23 protein-coding genes and 1 riboswitch are annotated in these 24,555 nt (G+C 34.2%); of the genes, 5 read left to right on the top strand and 18 right to left on the bottom strand.

The genetic code is table 11. From position 1 onward, the window contains the following. Positions 1–103: 103 nt before the first annotated feature. Together JNUCC83_RS11830 and JNUCC83_RS11825 are read right to left on the bottom strand one after the other, a co-directional pair. The gene (locus tag JNUCC83_RS11830) at positions 104–631 is read right to left on the bottom strand and encodes a dCTP deaminase/dUTPase family protein (protein ID WP_454460152.1); all 528 of its coding nucleotides are present in this window, start codon (positions 629–631) and stop codon (positions 104–106) included. 100 nt (positions 632–731) lie between these two features. Further along, positions 732–2,702 carry a KUP/HAK/KT family potassium transporter gene (locus JNUCC83_RS11825; RefSeq protein WP_454461369.1) on the bottom strand — a complete coding sequence of 657 codons (1,971 nt, stop codon included), beginning with the start codon at positions 2,700–2,702 and terminating at the stop codon, positions 732–734. 248 nt (positions 2,703–2,950) lie between these two features. Between JNUCC83_RS11825 and proB the strand changes: the two genes are divergently transcribed. Genes proB through JNUCC83_RS11810 form a run of 3 tightly spaced genes read left to right on the top strand, consistent with a single transcriptional unit; the run spans position 2,951 to position 7,686 of the window. Continuing rightward, positions 2,951–3,757 carry a glutamate 5-kinase gene (proB, locus tag JNUCC83_RS11820; RefSeq protein ID WP_454460151.1) on the top strand — a complete coding sequence of 269 codons (807 nt, stop codon included), beginning with the start codon at positions 2,951–2,953 and terminating at the stop codon, positions 3,755–3,757. A gap of 30 nt (positions 3,758–3,787) precedes the next feature. Next, on the top strand, positions 3,788–5,035 hold the full coding sequence (locus JNUCC83_RS11815; protein WP_454460150.1) for a glutamate-5-semialdehyde dehydrogenase: 1,248 nt from the start codon (positions 3,788–3,790) through the stop codon (positions 5,033–5,035). A 29-nt stretch (positions 5,036–5,064) separates the two neighbouring features. Further along, positions 5,065–7,686, top strand: coding sequence for a YfhO family protein (locus tag JNUCC83_RS11810; RefSeq protein ID WP_454460149.1), 2,622 nt, complete (start codon positions 5,065–5,067; stop codon positions 7,684–7,686). 152 nt (positions 7,687–7,838) lie between these two features. Here the strand turns inward: JNUCC83_RS11810 and JNUCC83_RS11805 are convergent, their stop codons facing one another. Continuing rightward, a complete protein-coding gene (locus JNUCC83_RS11805; RefSeq protein ID WP_454460148.1) occupies positions 7,839–8,462 on the bottom strand; it encodes a hypothetical protein in 624 nt (207 codons plus the stop codon). A 160-nt stretch (positions 8,463–8,622) separates the two neighbouring features. Between JNUCC83_RS11805 and JNUCC83_RS11800 the strand changes: the two genes are divergently transcribed. Beyond that, positions 8,623–9,237 (top strand): prepilin peptidase, encoded by a 615-nt coding sequence (locus JNUCC83_RS11800; RefSeq protein WP_454460147.1) that lies wholly within the window; start codon positions 8,623–8,625, stop codon positions 9,235–9,237. Here JNUCC83_RS11800 and JNUCC83_RS11795 read toward each other — a convergent pair. The 14 genes from JNUCC83_RS11795 to JNUCC83_RS11730 all read right to left on the bottom strand — a co-directional run bounded on the left by JNUCC83_RS11795 (position 9,234) and on the right by JNUCC83_RS11730 (position 22,576). Then, the gene (locus tag JNUCC83_RS11795; protein ID WP_454460146.1) at positions 9,234–9,974 is read right to left on the bottom strand and encodes an ABC transporter permease; all 741 of its coding nucleotides are present in this window, start codon (positions 9,972–9,974) and stop codon (positions 9,234–9,236) included. The genes JNUCC83_RS11800 and JNUCC83_RS11795 overlap by 4 nt on opposite strands. Positions 9,975–9,982: 8 nt before the next feature. Further along, the gene (locus tag JNUCC83_RS11790) at positions 9,983–10,723 is read right to left on the bottom strand and encodes an ABC transporter ATP-binding protein (RefSeq protein WP_454460145.1); all 741 of its coding nucleotides are present in this window, start codon (positions 10,721–10,723) and stop codon (positions 9,983–9,985) included. A gap of 16 nt (positions 10,724–10,739) precedes the next feature. Then, positions 10,740–11,708, bottom strand: coding sequence for an ABC transporter substrate-binding protein (locus JNUCC83_RS11785; RefSeq protein WP_454460144.1), 969 nt, complete (start codon positions 11,706–11,708; stop codon positions 10,740–10,742). A gap of 83 nt (positions 11,709–11,791) precedes the next feature. After that, a complete protein-coding gene (locus tag JNUCC83_RS11780; RefSeq protein WP_454460143.1) occupies positions 11,792–12,418 on the bottom strand; it encodes a sugar O-acetyltransferase in 627 nt (208 codons plus the stop codon). Between the two features lie 167 nt (positions 12,419–12,585). Next, positions 12,586–13,845 carry a glycosyltransferase gene (locus JNUCC83_RS11775; RefSeq protein ID WP_454460142.1) on the bottom strand — a complete coding sequence of 420 codons (1,260 nt, stop codon included), beginning with the start codon at positions 13,843–13,845 and terminating at the stop codon, positions 12,586–12,588. After that, complete coding sequence (locus JNUCC83_RS11770) at positions 13,838–13,981, bottom strand: hypothetical protein (RefSeq protein WP_454460141.1); 144 nt, start codon at positions 13,979–13,981, stop codon at positions 13,838–13,840. The genes JNUCC83_RS11775 and JNUCC83_RS11770 overlap by 8 nt, the downstream gene beginning before the upstream one ends. Before the next feature lie 360 nt (positions 13,982–14,341). Then, the gene (locus JNUCC83_RS11765; RefSeq protein WP_454460140.1) at positions 14,342–15,523 is read right to left on the bottom strand and encodes an aminotransferase class I/II-fold pyridoxal phosphate-dependent enzyme; all 1,182 of its coding nucleotides are present in this window, start codon (positions 15,521–15,523) and stop codon (positions 14,342–14,344) included. A gap of 1 nt (position 15,524) precedes the next feature. After that, positions 15,525–16,787: a diaminopimelate decarboxylase gene (gene lysA / locus JNUCC83_RS11760; protein WP_454460139.1), complete on the bottom strand. Its 1,263-nt coding sequence runs from the start codon at positions 16,785–16,787 to the stop codon at positions 15,525–15,527. Continuing rightward, positions 16,784–17,851, bottom strand: a complete 1,068-nt coding sequence (gene alr, locus JNUCC83_RS11755; RefSeq protein ID WP_454460138.1) for an alanine racemase — start codon at positions 17,849–17,851, stop codon at positions 16,784–16,786. Before alr ends, lysA begins: the two co-directional genes overlap by 4 nt. Continuing rightward, the gene (locus JNUCC83_RS11750; RefSeq protein WP_454460137.1) at positions 17,848–18,993 is read right to left on the bottom strand and encodes a M20 metallopeptidase family protein; all 1,146 of its coding nucleotides are present in this window, start codon (positions 18,991–18,993) and stop codon (positions 17,848–17,850) included. The genes alr and JNUCC83_RS11750 overlap by 4 nt, the downstream gene beginning before the upstream one ends. 23 nt (positions 18,994–19,016) lie before the next feature. Then, the gene (dapD, locus tag JNUCC83_RS11745) at positions 19,017–19,736 is read right to left on the bottom strand and encodes a 2,3,4,5-tetrahydropyridine-2,6-dicarboxylate N-acetyltransferase (protein WP_454460136.1); all 720 of its coding nucleotides are present in this window, start codon (positions 19,734–19,736) and stop codon (positions 19,017–19,019) included. Positions 19,737–19,751: 15 nt separating this feature from the next. Beyond that, complete coding sequence (dapB, locus tag JNUCC83_RS11740) at positions 19,752–20,471, bottom strand: 4-hydroxy-tetrahydrodipicolinate reductase (protein WP_454460135.1); 720 nt, start codon at positions 20,469–20,471, stop codon at positions 19,752–19,754. A 3-nt stretch (positions 20,472–20,474) separates the two neighbouring features. Continuing rightward, positions 20,475–21,353 (bottom strand): 4-hydroxy-tetrahydrodipicolinate synthase, encoded by an 879-nt coding sequence (gene dapA / locus JNUCC83_RS11735; RefSeq protein ID WP_454460134.1) that lies wholly within the window; start codon positions 21,351–21,353, stop codon positions 20,475–20,477. A 20-nt stretch (positions 21,354–21,373) separates the two neighbouring features. Beyond that, on the bottom strand, positions 21,374–22,576 hold the full coding sequence (locus JNUCC83_RS11730) for an aspartate kinase (protein WP_454460133.1): 1,203 nt from the start codon (positions 22,574–22,576) through the stop codon (positions 21,374–21,376). Between the two features lie 72 nt (positions 22,577–22,648). Next, a riboswitch (Lysine riboswitch) is annotated at positions 22,649–22,830 on the bottom strand. 234 nt (positions 22,831–23,064) lie between these two features. Here JNUCC83_RS11730 and JNUCC83_RS11725 point away from each other — a divergent pair. Next, entirely contained in the window at positions 23,065–23,694 is a 630-nt protein-coding gene (locus JNUCC83_RS11725) for a hypothetical protein (RefSeq protein WP_454460132.1), read from the top strand. A 73-nt stretch (positions 23,695–23,767) separates the two neighbouring features. On the opposite strand, the gene JNUCC83_RS11720 is transcribed toward JNUCC83_RS11725, so the two are convergent. Further along, on the bottom strand, positions 23,768–24,502 hold the full coding sequence (locus JNUCC83_RS11720; RefSeq protein ID WP_454460131.1) for a hypothetical protein: 735 nt from the start codon (positions 24,500–24,502) through the stop codon (positions 23,768–23,770). Positions 24,503–24,555: the final 53 nt, after the last annotated feature.

The raw sequence follows: 24,555 nt of genomic DNA, 5'->3' as shown, positions 1-24,555 counted from the left end.
CATCCTTATTTTACAATTTTTGATGGTTTATCTAAATACATCTTTAGTGGTATTTTAACATAAATTGTTTGATTCTAATAAAGTTCGCTACTCTCTTAAAAAATTATTTACCTGATGAACCAAACCCACCTGTACGCTCTGTTTCTGCCGAATCATTATCTGCTTTTAAAAACGGTAAAAAGATACCTTGAGCAATACGATCGCCTTTTTTGATATGTTTGTCTGTTAATCCAAAGTTAAGCAATTGAATCATAATATGTCCTTCGTTTTCCGCATTATTATAGTAATCACTATCAATAATTCCCACACCATTGGTTAACACTAAAAAGTTTTTTAATGGGTTACTAGAACGGTTAGCAATTTGAAGAAACTCATCGTCACCCATATATGATTTAACACCTGTTGGCACAAGTGTTGATTTTAATTCTTTTTGCATGTCAGAATCCACTGCCAATGCTTCTTTTGATATAACAGCTTTTAACACTTTAGCTATTCCTTGTTTCCAAATGCTTGGAATTACAATATCAACAGCTGACTCAAAATCATAACCTGCGGCACTTTTTGTTGCTCTTTTGGGTAAATTAATATCCTCAAATGTTGAAACCTTTTCAAAACCTCTTACTTTACTCATGTACTACCTTCCTTTATCTATTGATTTCTTTAATCCTACCCGAAATTAGGACAAATAAAAAGAGTAAAAATAAATCTTACTCTTTCTTTTATCAATTATTTTATTCATCATCATCTTCGTTAAATTCTTTTACTTGAACTTGTCGCAAGGTAACTTTATTTTTCTTCGGCTGGATCACTAATGGTACATACTCTGTAATCACATCGCTATACTCAAGCCCGTACCATTTAGCTGGAGCAACCGCAATACGTTTGATAGCTAATTTGGTTTGCATAACAACAGTATCTACCCAACTCAACTCAGTCACTCGAGACAATTCCTCTCGGATTAATACAAAAGAAAAGTCTCCAGTTTCCCTTCCTGGCGTAATTGAGTATTTTTGTGGTTGTTTTGGAAGCTTGCCTTCGCTCATCAAATCATGGACAATTTGTCTTAAATACACATTGACTTCTTGTGGCATTTTAAATCCTAATCTAAGTTGAACGTTAACAATATAATCTGTATCCATCATATCCACATAATATTCTTTCGTGTAAGGTTCATCGGTAACAAATACATTGACAAACCAATACACTTTTGCCCGTTTTGGACTTTTATCTAGTATCGAATACATAATCTCACGACTAATTAAATGACCTTTAATTTTAGATGTTAAAAACACTAGGTTGGTTTGCAGTTGAGGCCAATCAGTATCATTACGTAATTCATCTAATTGATTTTTATAATCATATAAAGAGATACGTTTTGATGTCGTTTCAGTTATCATATTGCCACGGTGCCAAATAAGCATCACAATAAATATAACCAATGCAATCCCTAAAGCAACGTATCCTCCATGCATAAATTTAGAGGCACTTGATACAAAAAAGATGCTCTCAATACCTGCAAAGAAAACAAAAATCAAATAAGCTAATGGTTTTGGTGTTCCTTCTTGTAATAAATAAACAAGCAATAATATGGTTGTCATTAACATAGTGATGGTAATGGCCAAACCATAAGCCGCCTCCATACGAGCAGATGTTTGAAAGCCAAATACGACTGCTAAACACCCAATCATCAACATGTTGTTAACAGCAGGAATATATAATTGTCCTTTTTGATCTGTTGGGTAAATAATTTTCATTCTAGGTAATAGACGTAATTTTATCGCTTCTGACGCTAGTGTATATGACCCTGATATCAAAGATTGAGACGCAATAATTGCTGCAACTGTCGCAAAAATAACACCAACAATGGTTAATGATTGTGGCATCATCCTAAAGAATGGGTTTAACATTTCGATATTTTGATACTCTGGCATATCTTTCACACGAATAATCCATGCAGCTTGTCCAAAATAATTTAATACTAAACACACCTTAATATAAGGCCAACTGACTCGGATATTTTTTCGGCCTGCATGACCTAAATCGGAGTATAAAGCTTCTGCCCCAGTAGTTGCTAGAAACACGCTTCCTAAAATAAGGATGCCTAATTTATTTTCTTCAGAAAACAGTAAATGAACAGCATAATAAGGATTAAGTGCACGAATGACTGTCAAATCTCCCATAAAATTTGATAACCCAATCAACCCAATAAACGTAAACCAGCCAAACATAATAGGTCCAAAAGCTGTTCCCACTTTCTTCGTTCCTAAACGTTGAACCATAAATAATGTAAAGATAATTATAACTGTAATAATAACAATGATTTGTTGGCTGTCTCCAAACACATCATAAAAGGATGGAATCCCTCTAAGTCCTTCAACTGCGGTAGTCACTGTCACTGCAGGGGTTAAAATGCCATCAGCCAGTAAGGTAGCCCCACCTAACATTGCCGGATAAAGTAGATAACGACTATGTTTTCTTACTAATGTGAAAAGTGAAAAAATCCCTCCCTCACCGTGGTTATCTGCATTTAATGCAATCATGACATATTTAATAGTTGTAAGTAATGTTAATGTCCAAAAGACTAATGATACCGCTCCTAAGATAAACGTTTCCGATACATTGGCCAACCCGCCATTACCATCTACAATGGCTTTCATAACGTATAATGGGCTCGTCCCAATATCTCCATAAACAACCCCCATAGCTACAAGCGTCCCACCTAATGTGAAACGGTCTATGGATTGCTGATTAGATTTTTTTTCCACTTTTTTTTCACTCCTTTTTTCTAGTAAAAAGTTTGCATTCATGACAATCATATACTCATTTTTTTTAAAGTCAACACTAAATTAAAAAAATCACTTTCCATTAGTGGATAACCAAATGAAAATGAGTTATTATAGCATGGATAGACACTTAAAAAATAGCCATTAAACAAAAAAGAGGGATTATTTTGGATAGATTACACTTATTAAAAAAAAGTAAACGATTAGTTATAAAAGTTGGAACAAGCTCTCTTGTCTTACCCAATTCAGATATTAATTTAAGAGCCATTGATCAACTAGTGTTCACTCTATCATCACTCAGACAACTCGGATACGAAATCATTTTGGTTTCTTCAGGTGCAATTGGTGTTGGTATGAAATTATTAGGGCTAAATAAACGACCAGAAACAATTGCTAAACAACAAGCAGTTGCTGCGATTGGACAATCTGAATTGATAAAAATTTATACACAACGCTTTGCATCCTATTATCAAACATCTGCTCAAGTTTTATTGACACGTGATGTTATCGATTTTCCTGCAAGTAGACAAAATGTTATTAATACATTTGAAGAATTACTTCACATGGGTGTTATCCCTATCGTAAATGAAAATGACAGTGTATCGGTTGATGAATTAGATCACCTAACCAAATTTGGAGACAATGATCAGCTATCTGCCATTGTTTGTCATTTAGCTAAAGCAGATTTGTTACTCATGCTTTCTGATATTGATGGATTTTATAGTGATAATCCTCAAACAAATCCTGAAGCCACCCTCTATTCACATATTTCTGAGATTACAACCACGATGGAAAATGCTGCTGGAGGAAAAGGCAGTGAGTTTGGTACAGGTGGTATGATGAGTAAATTAAAAGCCGCTAAACGCGTGCTAGACAACGAGTCACAAATGATTTTAGCTAGCGGAAAAGAGCCTGCTATATTATTTGATATTTTAGAGGGAAAAGAGATAGGGACACTATTTTCAAATAAATGACCTGACCGCACTAATAAAGGAGGAGTTAACATGAGTTTATTAGAAAAACTAGGACAGAATGCTAAAAAAGCTGCGTTCTTTTTAAATAATACAACAACCAAAGCAAAAAATACGGCATTAAAATCGATTGTGGCACATCTAGACAAAGAGATGGAAAATATTTTATCAGCCAATAAAAAAGACATCGAGTTAGCAAAAGAAAATGGCATAGCTGAATCGATGATAGATCGCTTGCTATTAACAAAAGAACGTATTTATTCAATGCAGCAGGATATTAATACCACAATAGAATTGGACGATCCAATTGGTAAAGTAGATCATATGTGGCGTAATGAAGATAATTTACTTATTGGTAAACAACGCGTACCCATTGGCGTTATAGGCATGATTTACGAATCCAGACCTAACGTGACAACCGATGCATCTTCTCTTGCGTTAAAATCTGGGAATGCCATCATTTTAAGAGGTGGAAAAGAAGCCTTTTATTCAAATCAAGCTTTAGTAACAGCTATACAAAAAGGGCTAGAAGCTGTTGACTTTCCAAAAGAATGTGTTCAATTTATTGATGATACATCAAGAGACACTGCGACAAAATTTATGCAACTATCTGATTACTTAGATGTTTTAATTCCTAGGGGTGGCGCCAATTTAATCCAGTCAGTCATAAAAAATGCCACTGTCCCTGTTATTGAAACCGGGACTGGGAATTGTCATGTTTATGTTGATGAGCATGCTGACTTAGAAATGGCTAAAAATATTGTCATTAACGGAAAATGTCAACGACCATCTGTTTGCAACGCGACAGAATCTCTTTTAATTCACAAAGCAGTCGCTAAAAACTTCTTAGATTTAGTAACTCCTGAACTAGAAAAAAACAACGTTGAGTTAAGAGTAGATAAAGATGCTTTAACCTTCATACCATCAGCAACACTCGCGACAGAAGATGATTTTTCCACAGAATTTAATGATTTAATTTTATCGATTAAACTAGTCGATGACTTAGAAGAAGCAATCAATCATATTAACCAATATGGGACAAAACATTCTGAGGTCATTGTGACAGATAGTTATCATCATTCACAAAAATTTATGCAACAAATTGACGCGGCAGTAGTTTATGTCAATGCTTCTTCTCGTTTTACAGATGGAAGTGTCTTTGGTTTTGGTGGTGAAATTGGTATCAGTACACAAAAATTACATGCTAGAGGTCCGATGGGGTTAAATGAATTAACTACGACAAAATATATTGTCTTTGGAGAGGGACAAATAAGACACTAAACTTTCAGATAGGAGGGTAAGAAACAACAATGTTATCAAACATAAAAACACATTTTAAAACTAGTGGAAAATATGGGATTTTGGCTTTTAGTATTCCTGTGCTTATCATGGTAGGTGTTTATTTAAGTCTAGGGATTTATCCTGGAAGCGCAAGAAGCGTGTTAGCAAGTGATGCTTTTTCGCAATTTTCAAATTTTCATGCAAGCTTTAACAATGTACTACACGGGAAACAAAATATTTTCTATACTTGGAATGCTTCTCTTGGTCTAAATTATTGGTCACTTATTTCCTATTATTTAGGAGGAATATTTACACCCATTGTATTTTTCTTTAAAAACCAAAATATTCCAGATGCCCTTTACTTACTAACACTTTTAAAAATTGGTGTGGCCAGTTGCTCTTTTTGGTATTTTGCCAAAGAAACCTATAAACTGCCTAATATTTCACATGTGACATTAGCCATTGCTTACTCATTAATGTCTTTTGCCACTGCACATTCTGAGCTTATTATGTGGTTAGACATATTCATGTATATCCCACTGATATTTTTAGGGATTAATCGTGTACTTGAAAAAGGACGTTCAGCTCTGCTCTTTGTATCATATTTCTTGTTATTTATTTCAAATTTTTATTTCGGATTTATGGTTGGTTTATTCTCTTTCCTTTATTTTGTTGTTAGAGTACTAACAGACTTTAAAACCAATAAAAAAAGAATAGTGCCTTACTTAATTACTTCCGTATTAGCCGGTGTGGCATCCATGATTATGATTTTACCTGCTATCTTTGATTTAAGTTCTAATGGAGAAACACTCTCTCAAATGACTAAATTAAAAACAGAAGCTACAGCCTTTTGGGATATTGTTATTAAAAATATGATTGGTGTTTTTGATACGACAAAATATGGTTCCATTCCATTTATTTATGTGGGACTATTACCACTTATTTTTTGTATTTTTTATTTCTGTTCAAAACTTATTCCTACAAAAAACAAAATCGGGTACGCCAGTTTATTCGCCATCTTAATCGCAAGTTTCTACATTGAGCCACTCAACTTATTTTGGCATGGTATGCATGCGCCTAATATGTTCTTATTTAGATACAGCTTTTTATTCTCTTTCTTAGTCGTGATGCTTGCTGGCTACGGCTGGGAACGATTTACAAAAAAAGATTTAACAACGATGATTTACATTACAATATCTTTAGCTGTCTTATTTTCAGTAGCTTATTTTGCTTCAAATAAAGACAGTTATACTTATGTTACTTTGGGACAATTTGTTCTAACTATATTATTCCTAGCACTGTATCTCGTGGGAATTTACTTCTATCAAGTCAATCAGTTGCCTAAAAAATCTTTTGTCTTTTTATTACTACTAATCGTCACAGGTGAGGCTTATATTAATACATCATTTATGTTAAATGGTATTTTAAAAGATTGGAATTATGCCTCTAGAAGCCTTTATTCCAACCCTTATCCCGATTATAAATATTTAGTTGATAAAGCAAATAAGTCAAATAAAGACTCCTTTAAACGACTAGAATCATTATCACCAATATCTAGTAATGATAGCTTTAATTACGGATACAGTGGCATTAGCATGTTTTCATCCATTAGAAATAGACATTCCTCTGCTCTACTGAACAATCTAGGCTTTAGGTCAAGAGGAACGAGTTTAAACATACGCTATCAAAATAATACTCTGTTGATGGATAGTCTAATGGGCATTGAACACAACATCAGTAACCAAAACGTATTAAAATATGGCTTTACGCCGGTTGAAAAACGTGGATCTTATACCCTGTATGAAAATAGTCATGCGTTGCCTTTAGGAATTCTAACTAACGATGATTTATATAATGTGAAATTACCAGAAAAAGATAATCTAGGATCTCAAACAAACTTAATCAATCAGTTGTCCGATTTAAAAGAAGTTTATTATACGTTTACTTCTCCAACGGTTGTTAGTACACAAAATGCAACAATTACCAATCTTGCAAATAATCGTATTTCGATTAAAGAGCAAAAGCCTAACGTGGAAAAAATCATCAATTACCAAGTAAGTGTTCCAGCGGGCAAACAAGCTTATATCAGTCTATTCCCATCAAATTTTGGGGCATTAAAAAGTTCTAATGCAAAAGTCACAACTCAAGGTGTCAGCTATGAAACGCAAGTAGGAATTACTGGACAATACTACAACTTAGGTTATTTTAAAGAAGATTCTATCGTTGAATTTTCTGTATCATTCTATGGTACAGATGAAATTGAATTAATCAATCCACCCGTTGTTTTATTAGATATTCCAAACTTTGAAGCTGCTGTAAAATCTATGGAAGAAAAAGGGGTCGATTTTAAAGTGGATGGCAGAAAAGCCACAGCCCATGTAGAATCTCCTGAAAAACAAATCATGTTTACTACTATCCCATACGACAAAGGATGGACAGTAAAAATAGACAATAAAAAAGTCTCAACAAAAGACTTTTACGATGGATTCTTAACATTTACTGTTCCAGAAGGAGTACATGATATTGAACTTAGCTTTTTACCACCTGGCTTTATGATTGGAATGATTTGTTTCTTTAGTGCGACAGGAATATTCATTATTTACTATAGATTGACAAAAAAAGCGAAAAAAAAAGAAACGTTATTTAATTAAAGTATAGTAAAAAAACAAGGTTGACCCAAAAGTTTTAAAATAGAAAAATCCCATGAAATCAGTTATCTCAAACATTGATTTCATGGGGTTTTTATTTTGTTAGTTTAGTGATTCGCATTTAAAAAGTTACTTTTGGATTAGACCTATTTTCCCTATTTTGTTGGTTCTTTTGCTGTAATTTTATTGATGTCTTCCATCATTTTTTTTTCGTATTCATCATCGTGTTTTTTTCCAGTCATAAATACAAACAATAAATTCTGAATGTCTTTTTCCTTTGATTTTTTAGTATCTACTAACCATTTCTTATTATCATCTCGCTTAAAATGAATACTGATATCAACTGGTTTATCAATACTAGATGCTTTTTCCAATGCATCATAATAAGCCGTTGTCACAATGTGTTTCGCTCCAACAGATCCTATCTCTATGTTATCTTCATTTTCGATTAAGTTTGACATCGTCACACCTACTAAACGAGCATAATCAAATCCTTTGATATGATATGTCACTTTTATATCATTTTTGGAATTTTTATCAATTGTATAAGAATAACTCGCCTTTTCTCTGACTTTATCAATGAGTGATATTGATATATCTTCTCTTTCACTTTTCGATAGAGTACCAGAAATCGGCTCAAAAACTGTTGCAAAATTATTTTGTAAATCTTCTTCAACTTCTTGAGAGCGTTTATTGTATAGTTGACTATCTGAAAACATCTCTTTATATTCATCTACTTGAGTATCATAAAACAAGCGATTTGCAAACAATGATACCACTTTGTTTGCATCCTCTCCTTTAGATGAACATCCAGAAAGGCAGAAAAGGATAACCATACAAAACACTAAAACGAGTTTTTTTTTATGTTTTAACATGCCTTCTACACTCCATTATTAGACTTTATTACTATTATTTTACCATACCTTTTTTTAAAAAAGAATGTTTTCTCTTATTACGTATATTTTTCTAAAGGAGGGAATTTTCTTGTTCTTACTGTACTTACTTTTAATCTATTTTTATTCTATTTTATTTCATCTCTATTTTTATCAATTTTACACAAAAAAAAGTATAATACCTTCCAAGCAAACTCTGCAATTCTATAGCTTATCATGGTATACATACTTTTTAATGTTATTATGTCTTCAGCCTTTATCCATGACTGACACTTTATTTACTTTGATGGGTATTTCATTATCAATCATTGACATTCACTGCTACATCGTGGATCCTGTTCTATCCAAATTATTTTTTTTGGCGATGCTTATATCACAACTACCCAATATACACGTTATTTTACCCATTATAGTTTTACTGATATTACTACTAATCAGCTACCTTTTACCTAATCAATTAGGTTTTGGTGATGTGAAGCTTTTAGTTATGTGGGCAACATTTTTATCCAGTTTACAACTTATTTGGCTTATTTTCATCGCATCCTCACTTGGTATTTTGTTTATTTTATTAATGAACTTAGTCTCACTAGAACATTTAGAAAAAATTGCGTTTGTTCCTTTTCTGACGACAGCTTTGACTGTCGTTATCTACCTATTTTAATCAGTTTTACGCCATTTGTTAGCTCTAGTTTCTACCAAGTCTATTAATTGAAATAAAATAAACGCTACTAAACTCAATACCAAAATACCACTATACATATCTAAGTAATCCAGTCGGCCCCAAGCATCCATAATAAAAAATCCTAACCCATAACTAGTGCCATACACTTCTGTAAAAAATAAAATAGCTATAGCTGTTCCTAGTGCAATTCTTATAGCATTTAAAATAGCAGAATAAGCAGCCGGTAAGGTAATTTTGTAAAACTGCTGCAATTGACTAGCTCCTAACACATACAAATGATGATAGTAACTTTTTGGAATAGTCTTTACACCATCTCTAACAGATAAGACCACTTGAAATACAATGATTAAAACAAGTAAGGTAATTTTTGACACATTACCTAAACCAAATGACAGCATAATAATAGGTAATAAGGCAATTTTAGGAATTGGATAAGTTAAATACACGATGGGATCTAATAACTGATTTATTTTTGGAAATCTCCCCATCAACACTCCAATCACAAACCCAATTACTACTGCAATAAACATGCCCCAAAATAAGCGAACCAAACTATTATAAGTGTGTAACCATAGGATGGAGGGATTCATTGCAAATAAATGACGATACACTGCAAATGGTGATGGTAACATGTTTTGATTGAGCGACACACTAGCCAACCACCACAAACAATTTAAAAAAATAAATGCTATCAGAGCATGAATAAGTTTTGACATATTTTTTCTCATTCTGTTTCCATCGCTCCTCTCACTTGTTTAATAGTGTCATAAAACAATGGAGACAGCCTTTTTTCTTCTAACGAAAGTGAAAAGCTAGGATTATCAATTACTGCTTTGATTGTTCCGGGTTTACCAGATAATAAAACGAGTTGACTTGCCATAAACACCGCCTCTTCAACATCATGGGTTATTAAAATAGTCGGTGATAATTCTTTTGACCACTGTGTTAAGAATAACTCTTGCATATGCTCACGTGTTAACGCATCTAGGGCTGAGAATGGTTCATCTAATAAAAAGATATCTGGCGTCACTAGCATCGCTCGCGCAATGGCGACACGTTGTTGTTGGCCACCGCTTAATTGATTTGGGTAACGTGCCAAAAGTCCCTCCAATCCAAGCTCCTCTACTAAATGATTTAATCGTGAGTTTAAATCAGATGGTTTTAATTTACGAACAGTTCCACCTAATAAAATATTCTCTTTTACTGTCTCCCAAGGTAATAAACCATAATTTTGTGGTATCCAAGCAATTTTTTGTTTTTTTGGATTTATGACGTCACCATTTAGAGTAATCATCCCTTCATACTCCTTATGAAGTGTGATAATCGAGTTTAATAGTGTTGACTTTCCAGTTCCACTAGGCCCTATCAATGCCACAATTTCTCCTTTAGAAACAGTAAAAGAGATGTCATCCAAAATCAGGCCGACATCATCATACGACGCGCTGACTTTATCAATGTTTAACATCTCTTCACCTCTATACTTATTTAACGAGTAAATCACTCATCACATCTTTTTGACGATACTCTTTCGTAAAGATTCCTTCTTCTTTAGACCAATTAAAAGCATTATCGACTTGTTTACCATCAATTTGTTTAGCATGAACATACTTAGGCAATGTCACGTCTTTTTTTATCTCATCTGTAAACCCTATTTTTTCTTTTAATACATCATAATAATCGTCAATTTTATGCGTATTAACATAGTCTACACCCTTATCATATGCCCGGTAGAATACTTCGATTGCTTCTTTGTTATTAGTCAATGCATCATTCGTAAAACCAAATACTGTTGACTGGATATCTAAATCTTGGCTGTTAGTTAATTCTCTTAACCCTTGTGAGATTCCAATTGTTCTAAATGGCTCTGGAACTACAGTTGCATCAATTTTTTTATTCAATGTTAATTCAACCCTTGCCGGAATTTGCGGAACTTCTTCAAATCCAACATCATTCACGTCTAAACCTTTAGATTTCAACGCTTCGTCTAAAAAATAATAGGGTGCTTGATTTTTAGCATACCCCACCGTTTTTCCATTTAAATCATTTAAAGATGTTACATTATCGTTTCCTGTTAAAACTGAAAATGTTCCAATTGATTGACTAACAATTTTCACATCCAAATCACCTTGACGATAGGTACTTAATGCAATTAAGTCTGTGTTTGCTCCATCTAAGTTTCCACTCGTTAAGGCAGCATCACGGTCTTTGGGTGATTTAAAACTATTTAATTTTAAATCGAGTCCTTCTTCTTTAAAATAGCCTTCTTTTTCGGCAATATAAACTGGCAAACTATCAACAGCTGGCATCACACCAACACTTAATGACATAGATTCTCTTGGCGTTGAGTCTGATTGTTTCCCCGTTTCTGTTCCTTCTTTTGTCCCACAGCTTGACAACACTCCAACTGCTAACAATGAAACTAAACTAAGCCATCCTAATTTCTTTTTCACCTAAAAAAACTCCCTTGTTACTAAATTACCTACTTAGTATTAAGTTAACATAACTATCAATAAGATACCATAGCACAAATATTTTATTGATGCTCTACTTCCTCCCAATACATATTTGCTTTATCTTCCCAGTATTTTTTATCCTCGTCTGTGATTTTTCTCAATACTTTACAGGGATTTCCTACTGCAATACTATTTGATGGAATATCTTTTGTCACCACAGAACCAGATCCAACGACACAATTATCCCCAATCGTCACACCAGGATTAACTATCACACCACCACCAAGCCAAACTCGATTGCCAATTTTAATTGGCGAACCAAATTCTAATCCAGAAGTTCTAACCTCAGCATCAATCGGATGGGAAGCTGTTAACAGACTGACTCTTGGGCCAAACATGGTATAGTCTCCAATTGTAATAGGGCAAACATCTAACATAATACAATCGAAATTAGCATAAAATTTTTCTCCAACTGATATATTTGATCCATAATCACATTTAAAATTCGGCTCAATATACAATTTTTCTCCTGTTTTACCTAACCATTTTTTTAATAATTGCGTTCTTTTTTCACCGTCTAACTCACTTGTTTGATTGTACTCTCTCATCAAACGTCGGCTTTCCATAAATAAGTGTCTTAATTCAGAATCACCATTACCTGGGTAATAAATTTCTCCATTAATCATGCGTTCCCTTTGTGTCTTCATACAATACCTCTTCGTTTTTTATTTACTATATCTATTTAAACAAATCCTAGATAATATTTCAATTGATGCTATAATTGCCATTATTTATATCAATCTACTTTTTAATTAATGAATGTCATAGTATCATACTTAGATTATGACATCTGAAATTTTTAAGAATTCAGAACTTAATTACGTTTAGTCTTTATCCAACTATGTTGATTACTTAATTGCCTTATAAATGCAATAACCACACTAAAAAATAAAATAATATACAGGTAAGAAATTACAAAAGGTAAAAAAATAAACAATATGTTTGAAGGTTTCTTTTCTTTATACCTTTTTAAATTTTTATAGTATAAAATTGTAAAACCTGTACCTATACTAATTGATACAAAAAATAGAACAAGGTAGACAAACCAATCATTCATATCACTATGAGCTATATTAACCCAAATATACGTTATAGAAATTTTAGCGTAAATAAGAACGCATATATTTCCAATAAGATTAATAAACGGTTGACTTAAAAAAAATAATACACTTATTTTTTGTATGTTACTTAAACTATTTGATTTAATAGTCGGTTTAACATATTTTAAACATTCTAAATTTCCCTGCACCCATCTACTACGCTGTTTAATAAATAAGCTTGTGGATGCCAAGGCTTCTTGATAGACAAAAGCATTTGAAACATATGCAATCTTCAATTTGTTCATCATTAACTTTAAGGTCAATTCATAATCATCAAGTAAAGACGTTCCCCAAGGTTCAAAGCCAATAGTATCTATGATAGGTTTCAACCTAAAAAATTGACCATTACCACTCAATCCAACTGAATTAGTACGTACTCTAGCATTTTGAATCAAATTATTAATAGTGAAAAACTCAGCATCCTGCGCAACTTGAAGTGTATTAGAAAATTTACTGTACATTTTAACCCTTAACTGAGCAGCAGATACATTATCCGGGTAAAATGCTCGGTTCAACTCTTTAATAGCATTTTTTGAAAGTTTACCATCTGCATCTATTACACCAATGATAACTCTATTAAAAGAAATTTTTTTCTTTTTTACATCTTTTAAGCAGTATAATAACGCTTGGTTTAATGCCAAACCTTTTCCTACTCTAGCATTTGGTGGTTTTCTATTAATTATTGTACAGCGACTTTTAGGGAAACGTCTCATTATACTAAGAGTACTATCTGTTGATCCATCATTAATAGCGATAACATGTGCATCTCTTTTAATTTTAAGTAAGGACTTGATAGTCTTGTAAATAACTTTCTCTTCGTTAACACACGGTACAAAAAAATAATAGTATAACTTTTTTTCTTTCTTTCGTTTCTTTCTTTTCTTTCTTTTTTCACTTGTGATATTTAATAAAAAAATTAGATTTAAGTTTGTTAAAAATAAAAATATTACTAGATCATAAATTATACTAATCATTTTGTCTTTTGATATATGCCGTTATTAAAGAAGCAATGACAAAAGAAATTAATAATAACCCTATCGTTTTTTGAATTCCTAAAAAAATTGAACTAGTTGCTACAAAACCTGTCTCAGGTAACTTAGAAGAACTCATATAAACACTCCTAACTCATTTTTGTTTTTAAAATATACTTTTTAAGAACGTTATCGTTTATTATATGAGTAAACTATTACATAGTCAATTACTTATATTCCAAAAATCTATTAAGCTCAATTCTAAAATAATAATGTACAATTATGATAAATACTATGAACAATACATTGTTCAAATATGAAAGTATTAAATTATATATCAACTAATCGAGACTGTTATCGTAAATAAAAAGTAATCCTAATATCCTTTAATTACAATCAGAAGAAAATATGAAACAGCATCAAAGTAACGACAAACCAATCACTTTTAACTGAGTAACTAGTGTGTCTTCACTTTGATGCCGTTTTTTTATAAAATATGTCAATACGTTGATAAAAAACGTTCCAACCTTTGACATCCTTCGTCTAATTCTTCCATGGAACAAGCAAATGACATGCGAATATGTCCTTCACCATAAACTGAAAAAGTTCGTCCTGGAACCACTGCCAAGTGCTCTTTTTCTAATAACTCTGTTGCAAACTCAAATGAGTCATTAGTATATTCTTTAATAGTTGGAAAAATATAAAATGCCCCTTTTGGCAATTCAACAGGTAGTCCCATCTCTTTCAAACGTCCGTAGACAAAATCTCGGCGTTCTTTGTAAGCCTCATTCATTTTGGCTAAGATGCCTGGACCCGTTTCATCAGTAAAAGCTGCAATGGCTGCATATTGTGAGGGTGTTGCCACACACACAGAGTTATACAAATGTACTTTTGTTACATGCTCTGTCGCAAATGGTGGAGATAAAATATAGCCAATTCGCCCACCTGTTATAGCATGTGATTTAGACAAGCCATTAATGACAAATAACTGCTCTCTGATTTCTGGAAACTCCATAAATGAATGGAATTCACCGTCATACACATTATCTGAATATATTTCATCGGTTAAAATAAATAAATCAGTCTCTTTTAACACATCCACTAATTCTTTCATCTGTTCTAATGATGGAATCATTCCTGTTGGATTGGTTGGATAATTAAAAATAATCGCCTTAGTTTTTGGCGTGATTGATTGTTTTAGAGCTTCTTTTGTCAAAACAAAATTTGTCGTCGTTGTATCAATCAGTACAGTTTTTGCTCCTTGAAGTTTCGCGATAGGCTCATAAGCTAAATAAGTTGGGCAAGGAATAATCACCTCATCACCTTCTTCAAGAATCGTGCGTAATACACTATCTATCGCCTCAGAACCACCATTTGTCACAATAATTTCTGTCTCGGCATCATACGACACACCAAATCGTTTTTTATTATAAGCTGAGATAGCTTCTCTTAGCTCAATTAGACCTCGATTGTGTGTGTAACGTAATTTATTTTGATTGATTGCCTCAATCATCGCGTTTCTAATATACTCAGGAGTTGCAAAACCAGATTGTCCCAGTGTTAAATCGACACCATCATCATATTCTTTCACCTGATTTGAAAATTTTCTAGTCCCTGGTACTTCTAAATTAATTGCTTTTGCGTTAAATTTTGTTTCTTCCATTTCTTTCTCTTCTTTCATTTCACCTTACATTTTGTGCGATAAGATGGTCTAATGTTTGACGCTTTACTACTAATCGAACAGCTTCTGGCGTCACAAATACCACAGCCGGTTTTAACATTTGATTGTAGTTAGAACTCATACTGTAATGATAAGCCCCTGTTGATAATACCACAAGTAAGTCTCCGCGGTGAATACTTGATGGCAACTTGATATCTCGTCGAATAATATCTCCAGACTCACATAGTTTACCTGCGATCGTCATCATCTTATCATGTGGTTCCTCGCGATTTGCTAACAACAAATCATATGTTGCTCCGTAAAGGGCAGTTCTAATATGATCACTCATTCCTCCATCTATCGACACATAATAGTTTGTGTCTGGAATCTCTTTGACTGTCCCAACTTCATAAAGAGTAACACCCGCCTCACCAACAATCGAACGACCTGGTTCTAACGAAATAGCTGGCACCAAATAATCATAATCCTCACATGTCTTCTTCAGTGTATCGGTGATTATTTCAATTCCTTCTTCGATTGGATAACTCACGTCTGCATCTGTGTACTTGATACTAAATCCTCCGCCGATATTTAGTACACTAGCTTCTATATGATTTTCTGATAGCCATCTCACGACTTGTTTAATTGTAGCGACGGTCCCTGTGGATTCAAAAATCTGAGAGCCTATATGAAAGTGAACCCCCATAAATTCAATATTTTCCGCTTGTTCTATTTTTCTAACACCTTCAAGTGCCAACCCTTTTTGGATGCTTAGACCAAACTTACTATCTTCTTGACCTGTTTGAATAAACTCATGTGTGTGAGCCTCAACTCCTGGGTTAACACGAAGCACAGCTTTTACTTTTTTGGTCGCCAACGTATTTAATCGCTCAATTTCTGATAAGCTATCTATCACAAAATACTCCACACCTGAGTCAATTGCAAATAAAATTTCTCTATCAGTCTTATTATTACCATGAAAATGGATAGTATCTGGTGAGACAGTCGATTGAAGTGCTGTGTATAATTCCCCCTCGCTCACCACATCAAGTCCCATGTTTTCTTCCGCCATCAAATTAAATAATTGAATCGCAGAAAAAGCTTTTGACGCGTAAGATATCGTATAATCTAGACCAGATTTTTGGAGTGCTTTATGAAATCTACGGCATTGATGACGAATCATTACCTCGTCATAAACAAAAAGTGGTGTCCCGTACTCTTGTGCGATATCTGTTAGTTTATGACCATGTAATGTTAGTTCGTTGTCTATATAAGTTAATGTCATTCCATTATCTTCCTCTCTAAAGAACAGTGATTTAATGCACTGAGTTGTTCCGAATTAGCGCCAACCCCTTTAAAGGTATACTCGTCCACTCGGATATCTTCACCATATAAAATCACCACGTCTTGTGCGTTTACTTTATCATCGATTTCTACCAATAGATGACTCATCATAAGAGCTTTTATTGGGTATCGTTTGCCATTAATTAAGCAGTCATAGTGACTACGCGTACGCAACACACCATCCCCATATCCAATATCCACCACAGCAATTCTTGTTGGTTTTTCCGCTGTATACGCAAAACTATAGCCAGCTGACTCCCCTGTTTTTAGTTTACGACATTGGATAACACTAGCGCTTAGTGTCACTGATTGTTTGACGGCTGTTTTAGGTAAACTAGAATACGGACGACACCCATAAAGCACGATTCCTAATCTCGCATGGGTGTGCTGATTAAATAAATCGTCTCGCATAAAACTCGCACTATTTTGAGCATGGATGTAAGTGAAATCATGTAATGTCATTAATTTATTTAATCCTGTTAGCCATGCTTTTTTTTCAATGTCATACTCATTAACATCAAATTCATCCGCATAACCAAAGTGTGTCCATATCCCTGTAATTATCAGTTGTTCTTCTTGTTTTGTGTCGGTATTTTCAGCGATTACTTGAACCATCTCTTCAAATGTCTTAAATCCAGAGCGATGTAACAAATTTTCGTATTCTAAATGTACGTTGATACCAGCTAATTGTTCTTTGTATTGACGATAAAAGGCAAGCGACGGCAATGTCATTTGAATATTATGTTCTCTTAATTTATCAAATTCAATGGTTGGATTCATAAGAAAAATAGTTGCCTGAGGTGCTAATTCTCGTACACGAATCGCTTCATGAAGAGATGTGGTACTAAACGTGTTTATTCCTGATTCTAAAAAGGTTGGAATAGCAAAATCCAATCCAAAGTTATACGCGTTATTCTTTACGACAGCCATGACAGGTGTCTCTTTCGTTACTTGTTTGATGTTGTCTTTAAATACGCGTTTATTCACCGTCCATGTAGCTGTCATATGGTTTCCTCAAATCGTTTTAATATCGCTTCATATAATGCAATGCCATTGGCTAAGACTCTCTCATCAAAATTAAGCGTTGAGGTATGCAACCCTGTTACATAGCCTTTTTCTTCATTACGACATCCTAAAAAAGCAAAAGAGGACGGCGCTAATTGTTGATAGAATGAAAAATCTTCACCAAATAAATAAGGTTCCTCTTTTTCTATCCAAGATAAGTTTGTTTCCTTACTAGATTCTTTCATTAAGTTGTATGCTGTCTTGTCATTAATGGTTGAAGGATACCCTTCGGCAAACACTAAATCAACCGAGCAACCCGTCAAAAGTTCGCTGGCTTCTTTAATTTTTGCCATTTGATTCTTTACTGTTTCCAAATCTTCTTGACTATAAGTTCTAATCGTTCCTTCTAAATAAGCATTTGAGGGAACAGTATTGATTGCTTCACCCGACTTAAATGATCCAATATGCACAATATTTTGATGTAACCCTGCTAGATGGTAGTGTTGTAACTGAGAGAGTTGATTTAAAATCACTAATAATGCTTCACCTGCCGAATGTCCCTGTTCTTTATTGGCGACATGCGCTGATAATCCTTTGATAAAAAAACGATATTCTGTCGCACTAGCTGTAATCGGACCTGGTTTGGAAACAATAACGCCTTCCCTTTCATCTGGCATCATATGTAATCCAAAAACAAACGATGGCGTGATTTCAAACTGATAATTAGTTAATAAAATATTTGCCCCACCATACGTTTCCTCAGCTGGCTGAAAAATAAAATAAACACTGGATTGTAATGGTGTCACCTCAGACATTTCTTTTACCTGTTTCACAAATCCTAATAACATCGTGATATGCCCATCATGTCCACATGCATGCATGACATTATCCACTTGTGAACGATAAGCGACTTCATTTTCTTCATGAATAGGCAACGCATCAATATCTGCTCGAAAAGCAATACTTTTATCACTGCTGCCTTTGATATAAGCCACCACACCAGTATCAAGTGGAGTATCATATTCTACCCCTAACAAGTCCAATTCTCTTTTAATAAACGCGGTTGTTTCATACTCTTCTAGACTTAATTCAGGGTGTTGATGCAACCAACGACGTGTTTTTATTAAATAATCCTCTAGCACACAATCATCTCCAGTCTGCTTATTTACTCTTCATTTAACTTTCTTAATGCTTGAACAATTTCGATTTTTGACTCATTCACATCACTCACTTGTTTAATCACTTTAGCTGGGACTCCAGCAACCACACTTCCGGCTGGGACATCTTCTGTCACGATAGACCCTGCTGCGACCACTGCCCCTTTTCCAACTCGAACACCTTCTAAAATAACCGCGTTCGCTCCGATTAACACATCATCTTCTATAACAACTGGTTGGGCACTAGGTGGCTCAATGACACCTGCTAACACTGCACCGGCACCAACGTGAACATTTTTACCCGTTGTAGCACGTCCACCAAGTGTTGCATTCATATCAATCATTGTTCCCTCACCAACAACTGCACCAATATTAATTGTGGCACCCATCATCACGACTGCACCATCTTTAATCACCGCATGTTCGCGGATAAATGAACCTGGTTCAATTCGTGCATTTAATTTTGTCTGATCAATAAGAGGAATCGCTGAGTTGCGTCTGTCATATTCAATCTCAACTTCTTTAAAAAGTGATTGATTGGCTTCATAAAATGCTGACCATTCAGTATAGTCGGCAAAAATTGTTTTGGAGCATTTACAGCCAAACACTTTAAAACTTTCAGGAAATTCGACTCCCTTAAAGTCTCCATTTGCGTAAATTTTAACTGGTGTTTGTTTTTTACTGTCACTAATATATTGAATAATCTCTTGTGCTGATTGTAATTCCAAAAATACCCCTTCTTTCTATAAGTTATCAAATGTATAAAATCCTGGCTTTTTCTCAATTAATTTTTCTGCCACATCTAAACTACCATTAGCAAATATATCTTTACTTTGTGCGCGGTGAATGATTTGAATCGTTTCTTCTTCACCGGCAAATAATACTTCATGCTCACCAACAATCGTTCCACCACGAACCACATTAATACCAATTTCATCGTCATCTCTTGGTATATGTCTCTCATGTCGATCATAAACCGGGTATGAGTCTTGCTTAATTTCTTTAATAGCATCGAATAATTTTACTAATGTACCACTTGGAGCATCCACTTTTTTACGGTGATGTTTTTCGGTTAATTCGATATCAAAATTTTCAAGTAGTGGCACACTGTACTTAATAATTTCTGTCAACACATGGACACCGTAACTCATGTTGGCACTAAAAAAAACAGGTGTTGTACTAGACACTTTTTCTAATGCATTAATAATGTCTTCTTTTTGACCCGTTGTCGCAATAACTAACGGTACGCCTGTATCTTTTTTTATCATCGGTAATGTCATGTTAGGATGAGAAAAATCAATTATGACATCGGCTTTTGGTAAGTCATCGGTAACTTGAAATGTCGGATAAGGATAGTCCTCATCAACTGGTGTGACAATACCGACTATGTTATGTCCGCGTTCTTTTGCTAAATGTGCCACTCGCTGATTCATTGCACCGTATCCAACTAATATAATATCCATAACTTACTCTCCTTTAAATTGATGGTATGTTTTAATGATTGGTTGACGAGCTTCTTCTTCTAATTCTACTAATGGCAACCGTAATTCATCGTCCGCATACCCGATATGATTCAACAATGCTTTTATCGGCATCGGATTCACATCCACACTCAAACTATTAATAAGTGGTAATAAAGCCTCAAATAGTGCTGTCGCTTCTTCTGGATTTGTTTGATATTGTGTATAAATATCTTGAAATTCTCTTGGAGTTGCGTTGGCCAAAACAGAAATCACACCATCCCCACCACGAGCAAAAAACGGTAGAATCGCATCATCATTGCCACTATAAAAGGAAAAATCATCTGGCAATAAAGTTCGACATGTCTCTAAGTAATCCATATCACCCGTCGCATCTTTTAACCCAATGATATGAGGATTGTTAGCTAATTCAACAAGTGTTTCTGGCTCAATCGTCATATTCGTTCTAGACGGTACATTGTACAAGACAACTGGTAAGCCTACTGCATCTGCAATTAAAGTAAAGTGTTTGATTAATCCTCGTTGACTTGTTTTATTGTAATAAGGCGTGATTAGCATAATAGCATCTGCCCCAGCTTCTTTGGCTTGTAACGAATGTTCAAGCGACACTCTCGTATCATTTGTTCCCGTGTTAGCGATTATTGGCACTCGCCCATTAGATACTTTTAGTGCTAAACGAATTAAATTTAATCGTTCATCCTCTGTCAACGTTGACCCTTCACCTGTTGTTCCGTTAACAAAGAGTGCTTGAACACCGTTACTGATTAGAAATTCAACATGACGCTCAAATGTATCATAATCCACTTCATTGTTAGTAAATGGTGTCGTGATTGCGACGCCTGTCCCTTTAAATAATGATGTCATTTTAGTTATCCCCCTTTAGATTACAATCCAAATGCGTCACATAGTTTTTCAACAGCCAATACACCATTTGCCTTATCAACAACATATGAAATACTAATTTCTGACGTTGTTACTTGATAAAATGGAATATCATTTTCAAGTAATGTCATAAATACCTTACTAGCGACCCCGGACATATCTCGCATACCCGAACCAATCACAGAGACCTTTACATAATCAGCTTTGACTACATAATTTAGTTGGTTAAATTCTTGATGCAACGTGTCGAAAATATGTTTTAACTCGATCGTATCTGTATCCTTCATTGTAAAAGATAGTTGTAACCCATCTTCATTAACAATTTGCGAAATCATATCGATATTAATTTCCTCTTTTTCTAATAAATGGAATAACTCTTTTAATACCGTTGCATCATTTTCTGGATAGCTAAAGGTCACGTAATGCATGTCTTTGTCTAGTGCGACTCCTGTCACAGCTTTTTTTTCTAAAATATCTTTTTGCGGCATAATCCAAGTCCCTCTTTCGTCTGATAATGTTTGTCCTAGATAGATTGATACATTATAATTTTTTGCTATTTCAACACTTCTTGTTTCTAATACACCAGCACCTAATGCGCTCATCTCCATCATTTCCTCAAAACTAACAACATCTAAACGTTTGGCTGGGTATAGGCGCGGGTCAGTGCCATACACGCCTGCCACATCAGTATATATTTCGCACGGTGTACTAAGAGATGACGCGATGGCAACAGCCGTTGTATCGCTTCCCCCACGTCCCAGTGTCGTCAATTCTCCTTCTTCATTCATTCCCTGAAAACCAGCAACAACTACTACGTTATTTGAACGGAACGCTTTCTCAAAAGCCTCATTATCCACTTCTAATATCTTACTTTTCATGTAATGCCCTTGTGTTTTTATTCCTGCTTGGAATCCTGTCATTGCCTTAGCTTTTATCCCTTGCTCTTTTAAAGCAATCGCTAAATAAGAAATCGTCTGCTGTTCTCCTGTTGTTAAAAGCATCGCCAAATCATGTTGGTCAGGCTCTTTTGACAGTAAATCAACATTTTTTAACAAGTCGTCAGTTGTCTTTCCCATAGCAGATACGACAACTACTAGCTCTTCACCCTGTTTCACTCGATGAGCTAAGTAAGTTGCTATATTTTTAATTTTTGTAAAATCTCCGACCGACGTTCCACCAAATTTAATGACACTTCGTTTTGTCATTTATTTTCCTCCTAATCGGCATCGAAAAAATAAAAAAGACAAGTTCACGGGCATGAACTTGTCTTAACTATCTACAAGCGATGCACCCCATTATTTCTTCTTAAAATAATGACAGACTTATAGCTATTAACTATAAATCCAACACCTATGCTACTGCAATAACACAGGTATTTCGGCATATCACCCTTTCAATAAAGTTATTTGCAGATTCCAAAACTTTACCTACTAATGATCAACGCGCCTCATCTCTAATACTTATTTAATTATTGTTTATGATTATAGCAAATGTATTCACACATGACAAGTATAAAAAAACGAATTAATAATAAAAAAATGAGAATTTGCTTTTTAATGAATGAGTGGTACGATAAATTTAAAAATTTGTGACTCCTTAAAGTTGACGTAAATTTTTAGATTTGTCGTATATCTTTTTTAAGCATTTTTCTAACAACATCATTAATTTATAGTATAATAAGAGTAGAAGGGGTGTGGATCCAATTATTCGCCGATTATTTAAATTAAAGGTTCATTTTTGGGTAGTTATATGTCTGGTGTTGCTATTTTTAGGCACATGGGTGTTTGGGATGTTCTCAGGAAACGGTCATCTATGGAACACAAAAGCTAAAACAAATGAAACACAAGTTGTTACCGCCATGACAAAGCGAAACCAAGTTGCCATACTAGGATTAAGTGTCACGGACATTTACGATAAAAGCCAAGTCAAAACATTCTTAGGAATGGAGGTTCCATTTAGTGAAAAAACAGCTTATGTCAAAGGAAGTTTTGAAGCTAAACTAGGATTTGATGGAGGTCTAGTAGACATCAAAAAAGAGGCTAAAAAAGAAAATACCTACCACGTGAGCATTCCTGAATTTATTGTCGTTGGTATCAGTAACCCTAATTTTGAAGTCGTTAATAATAAAGGAGAATTTCTAAGTTTTATCACTGAAGATATCAACACGCATGAGCTTGCAAATAAAGCTATGAGTGATGAAACATTAGTCAAATACATCGATAAGAATAGAGAATGGCTGGAAGAAGAGGCTACGGACTATTATCAACAACTATTAAATAGTATCGACCCTAATGCCACACTTTCTATAACTTTCTCTGAATAAAGTAATCCATAAAAAAATAATAATAGCTTAGATAAGTTGACATATGTGTCTACCTATCTAAGCTATTATTTTGTTATGATTTTCTTTTAATAAGTACCATCACAAGTAAAATGGACCCCACAGTAATTAATGGTAAACCTACGCCTAATTGTTGTTCTCCTGTTTTAGGAAGAGATGACGATTTTTTATCACTAGATGTTGTTACTTGGTTGGTATGTTCTTTTGTTTTAGAACTTGTTGTTGCACTCGTTTCTTCTGTACTATCTGTTGTTGTACTGGTTGGTTGATTAATCATTGTCTCAATTTCAGCCCAAATATTATCAAGTTCTTCAATGGTTTTGCTATTATCAATCTTCGCAATAAATTCATCTGCTTGATTTTGTGTCATTCTGCCAGACTTCACTAATAATTCTAACTGATATTTTGTATTGTATACTTTTTCATCAAAGCTAGATTGATACAACTGCTTGTTTAGTTTGGCTAAATCCAGTGCATCTGAATAAACCATTGAAACTTCCTCTGGTTTGGTTGCTTTTTCTAATCGTCTCATTAAGTCTTCGTATTGAAATTGTGATAACTTGCCTTGATTCACCATATCTGTAATCAATAATGATACATCTGATTTTGTTACTAACATACCTTCTGACTGACTATCATTTGTTGTTTCTGTTGGTTCAATAGTTTCAGCAGTTGTCACATCACTCACTGATTGTGTATCACTAGATGTTACACTTGTTTCTGTTGCATAACTAACAAATCCAAACATCAATGCCCCAATAAAAAAACTACTCCAAATTAACTTTTTCATATATATTGCCCCCTTAGCAATTTACATTACAACAGCATTACTTGGTTGTAACA

The sequence above is a fragment of the Vagococcus sp. JNUCC 83 genome, from assembly GCF_053667615.1.
Note: the sequence above shows the minus strand (reverse complement) of the source record. Positions and strands in the feature narration are given on the sequence as shown.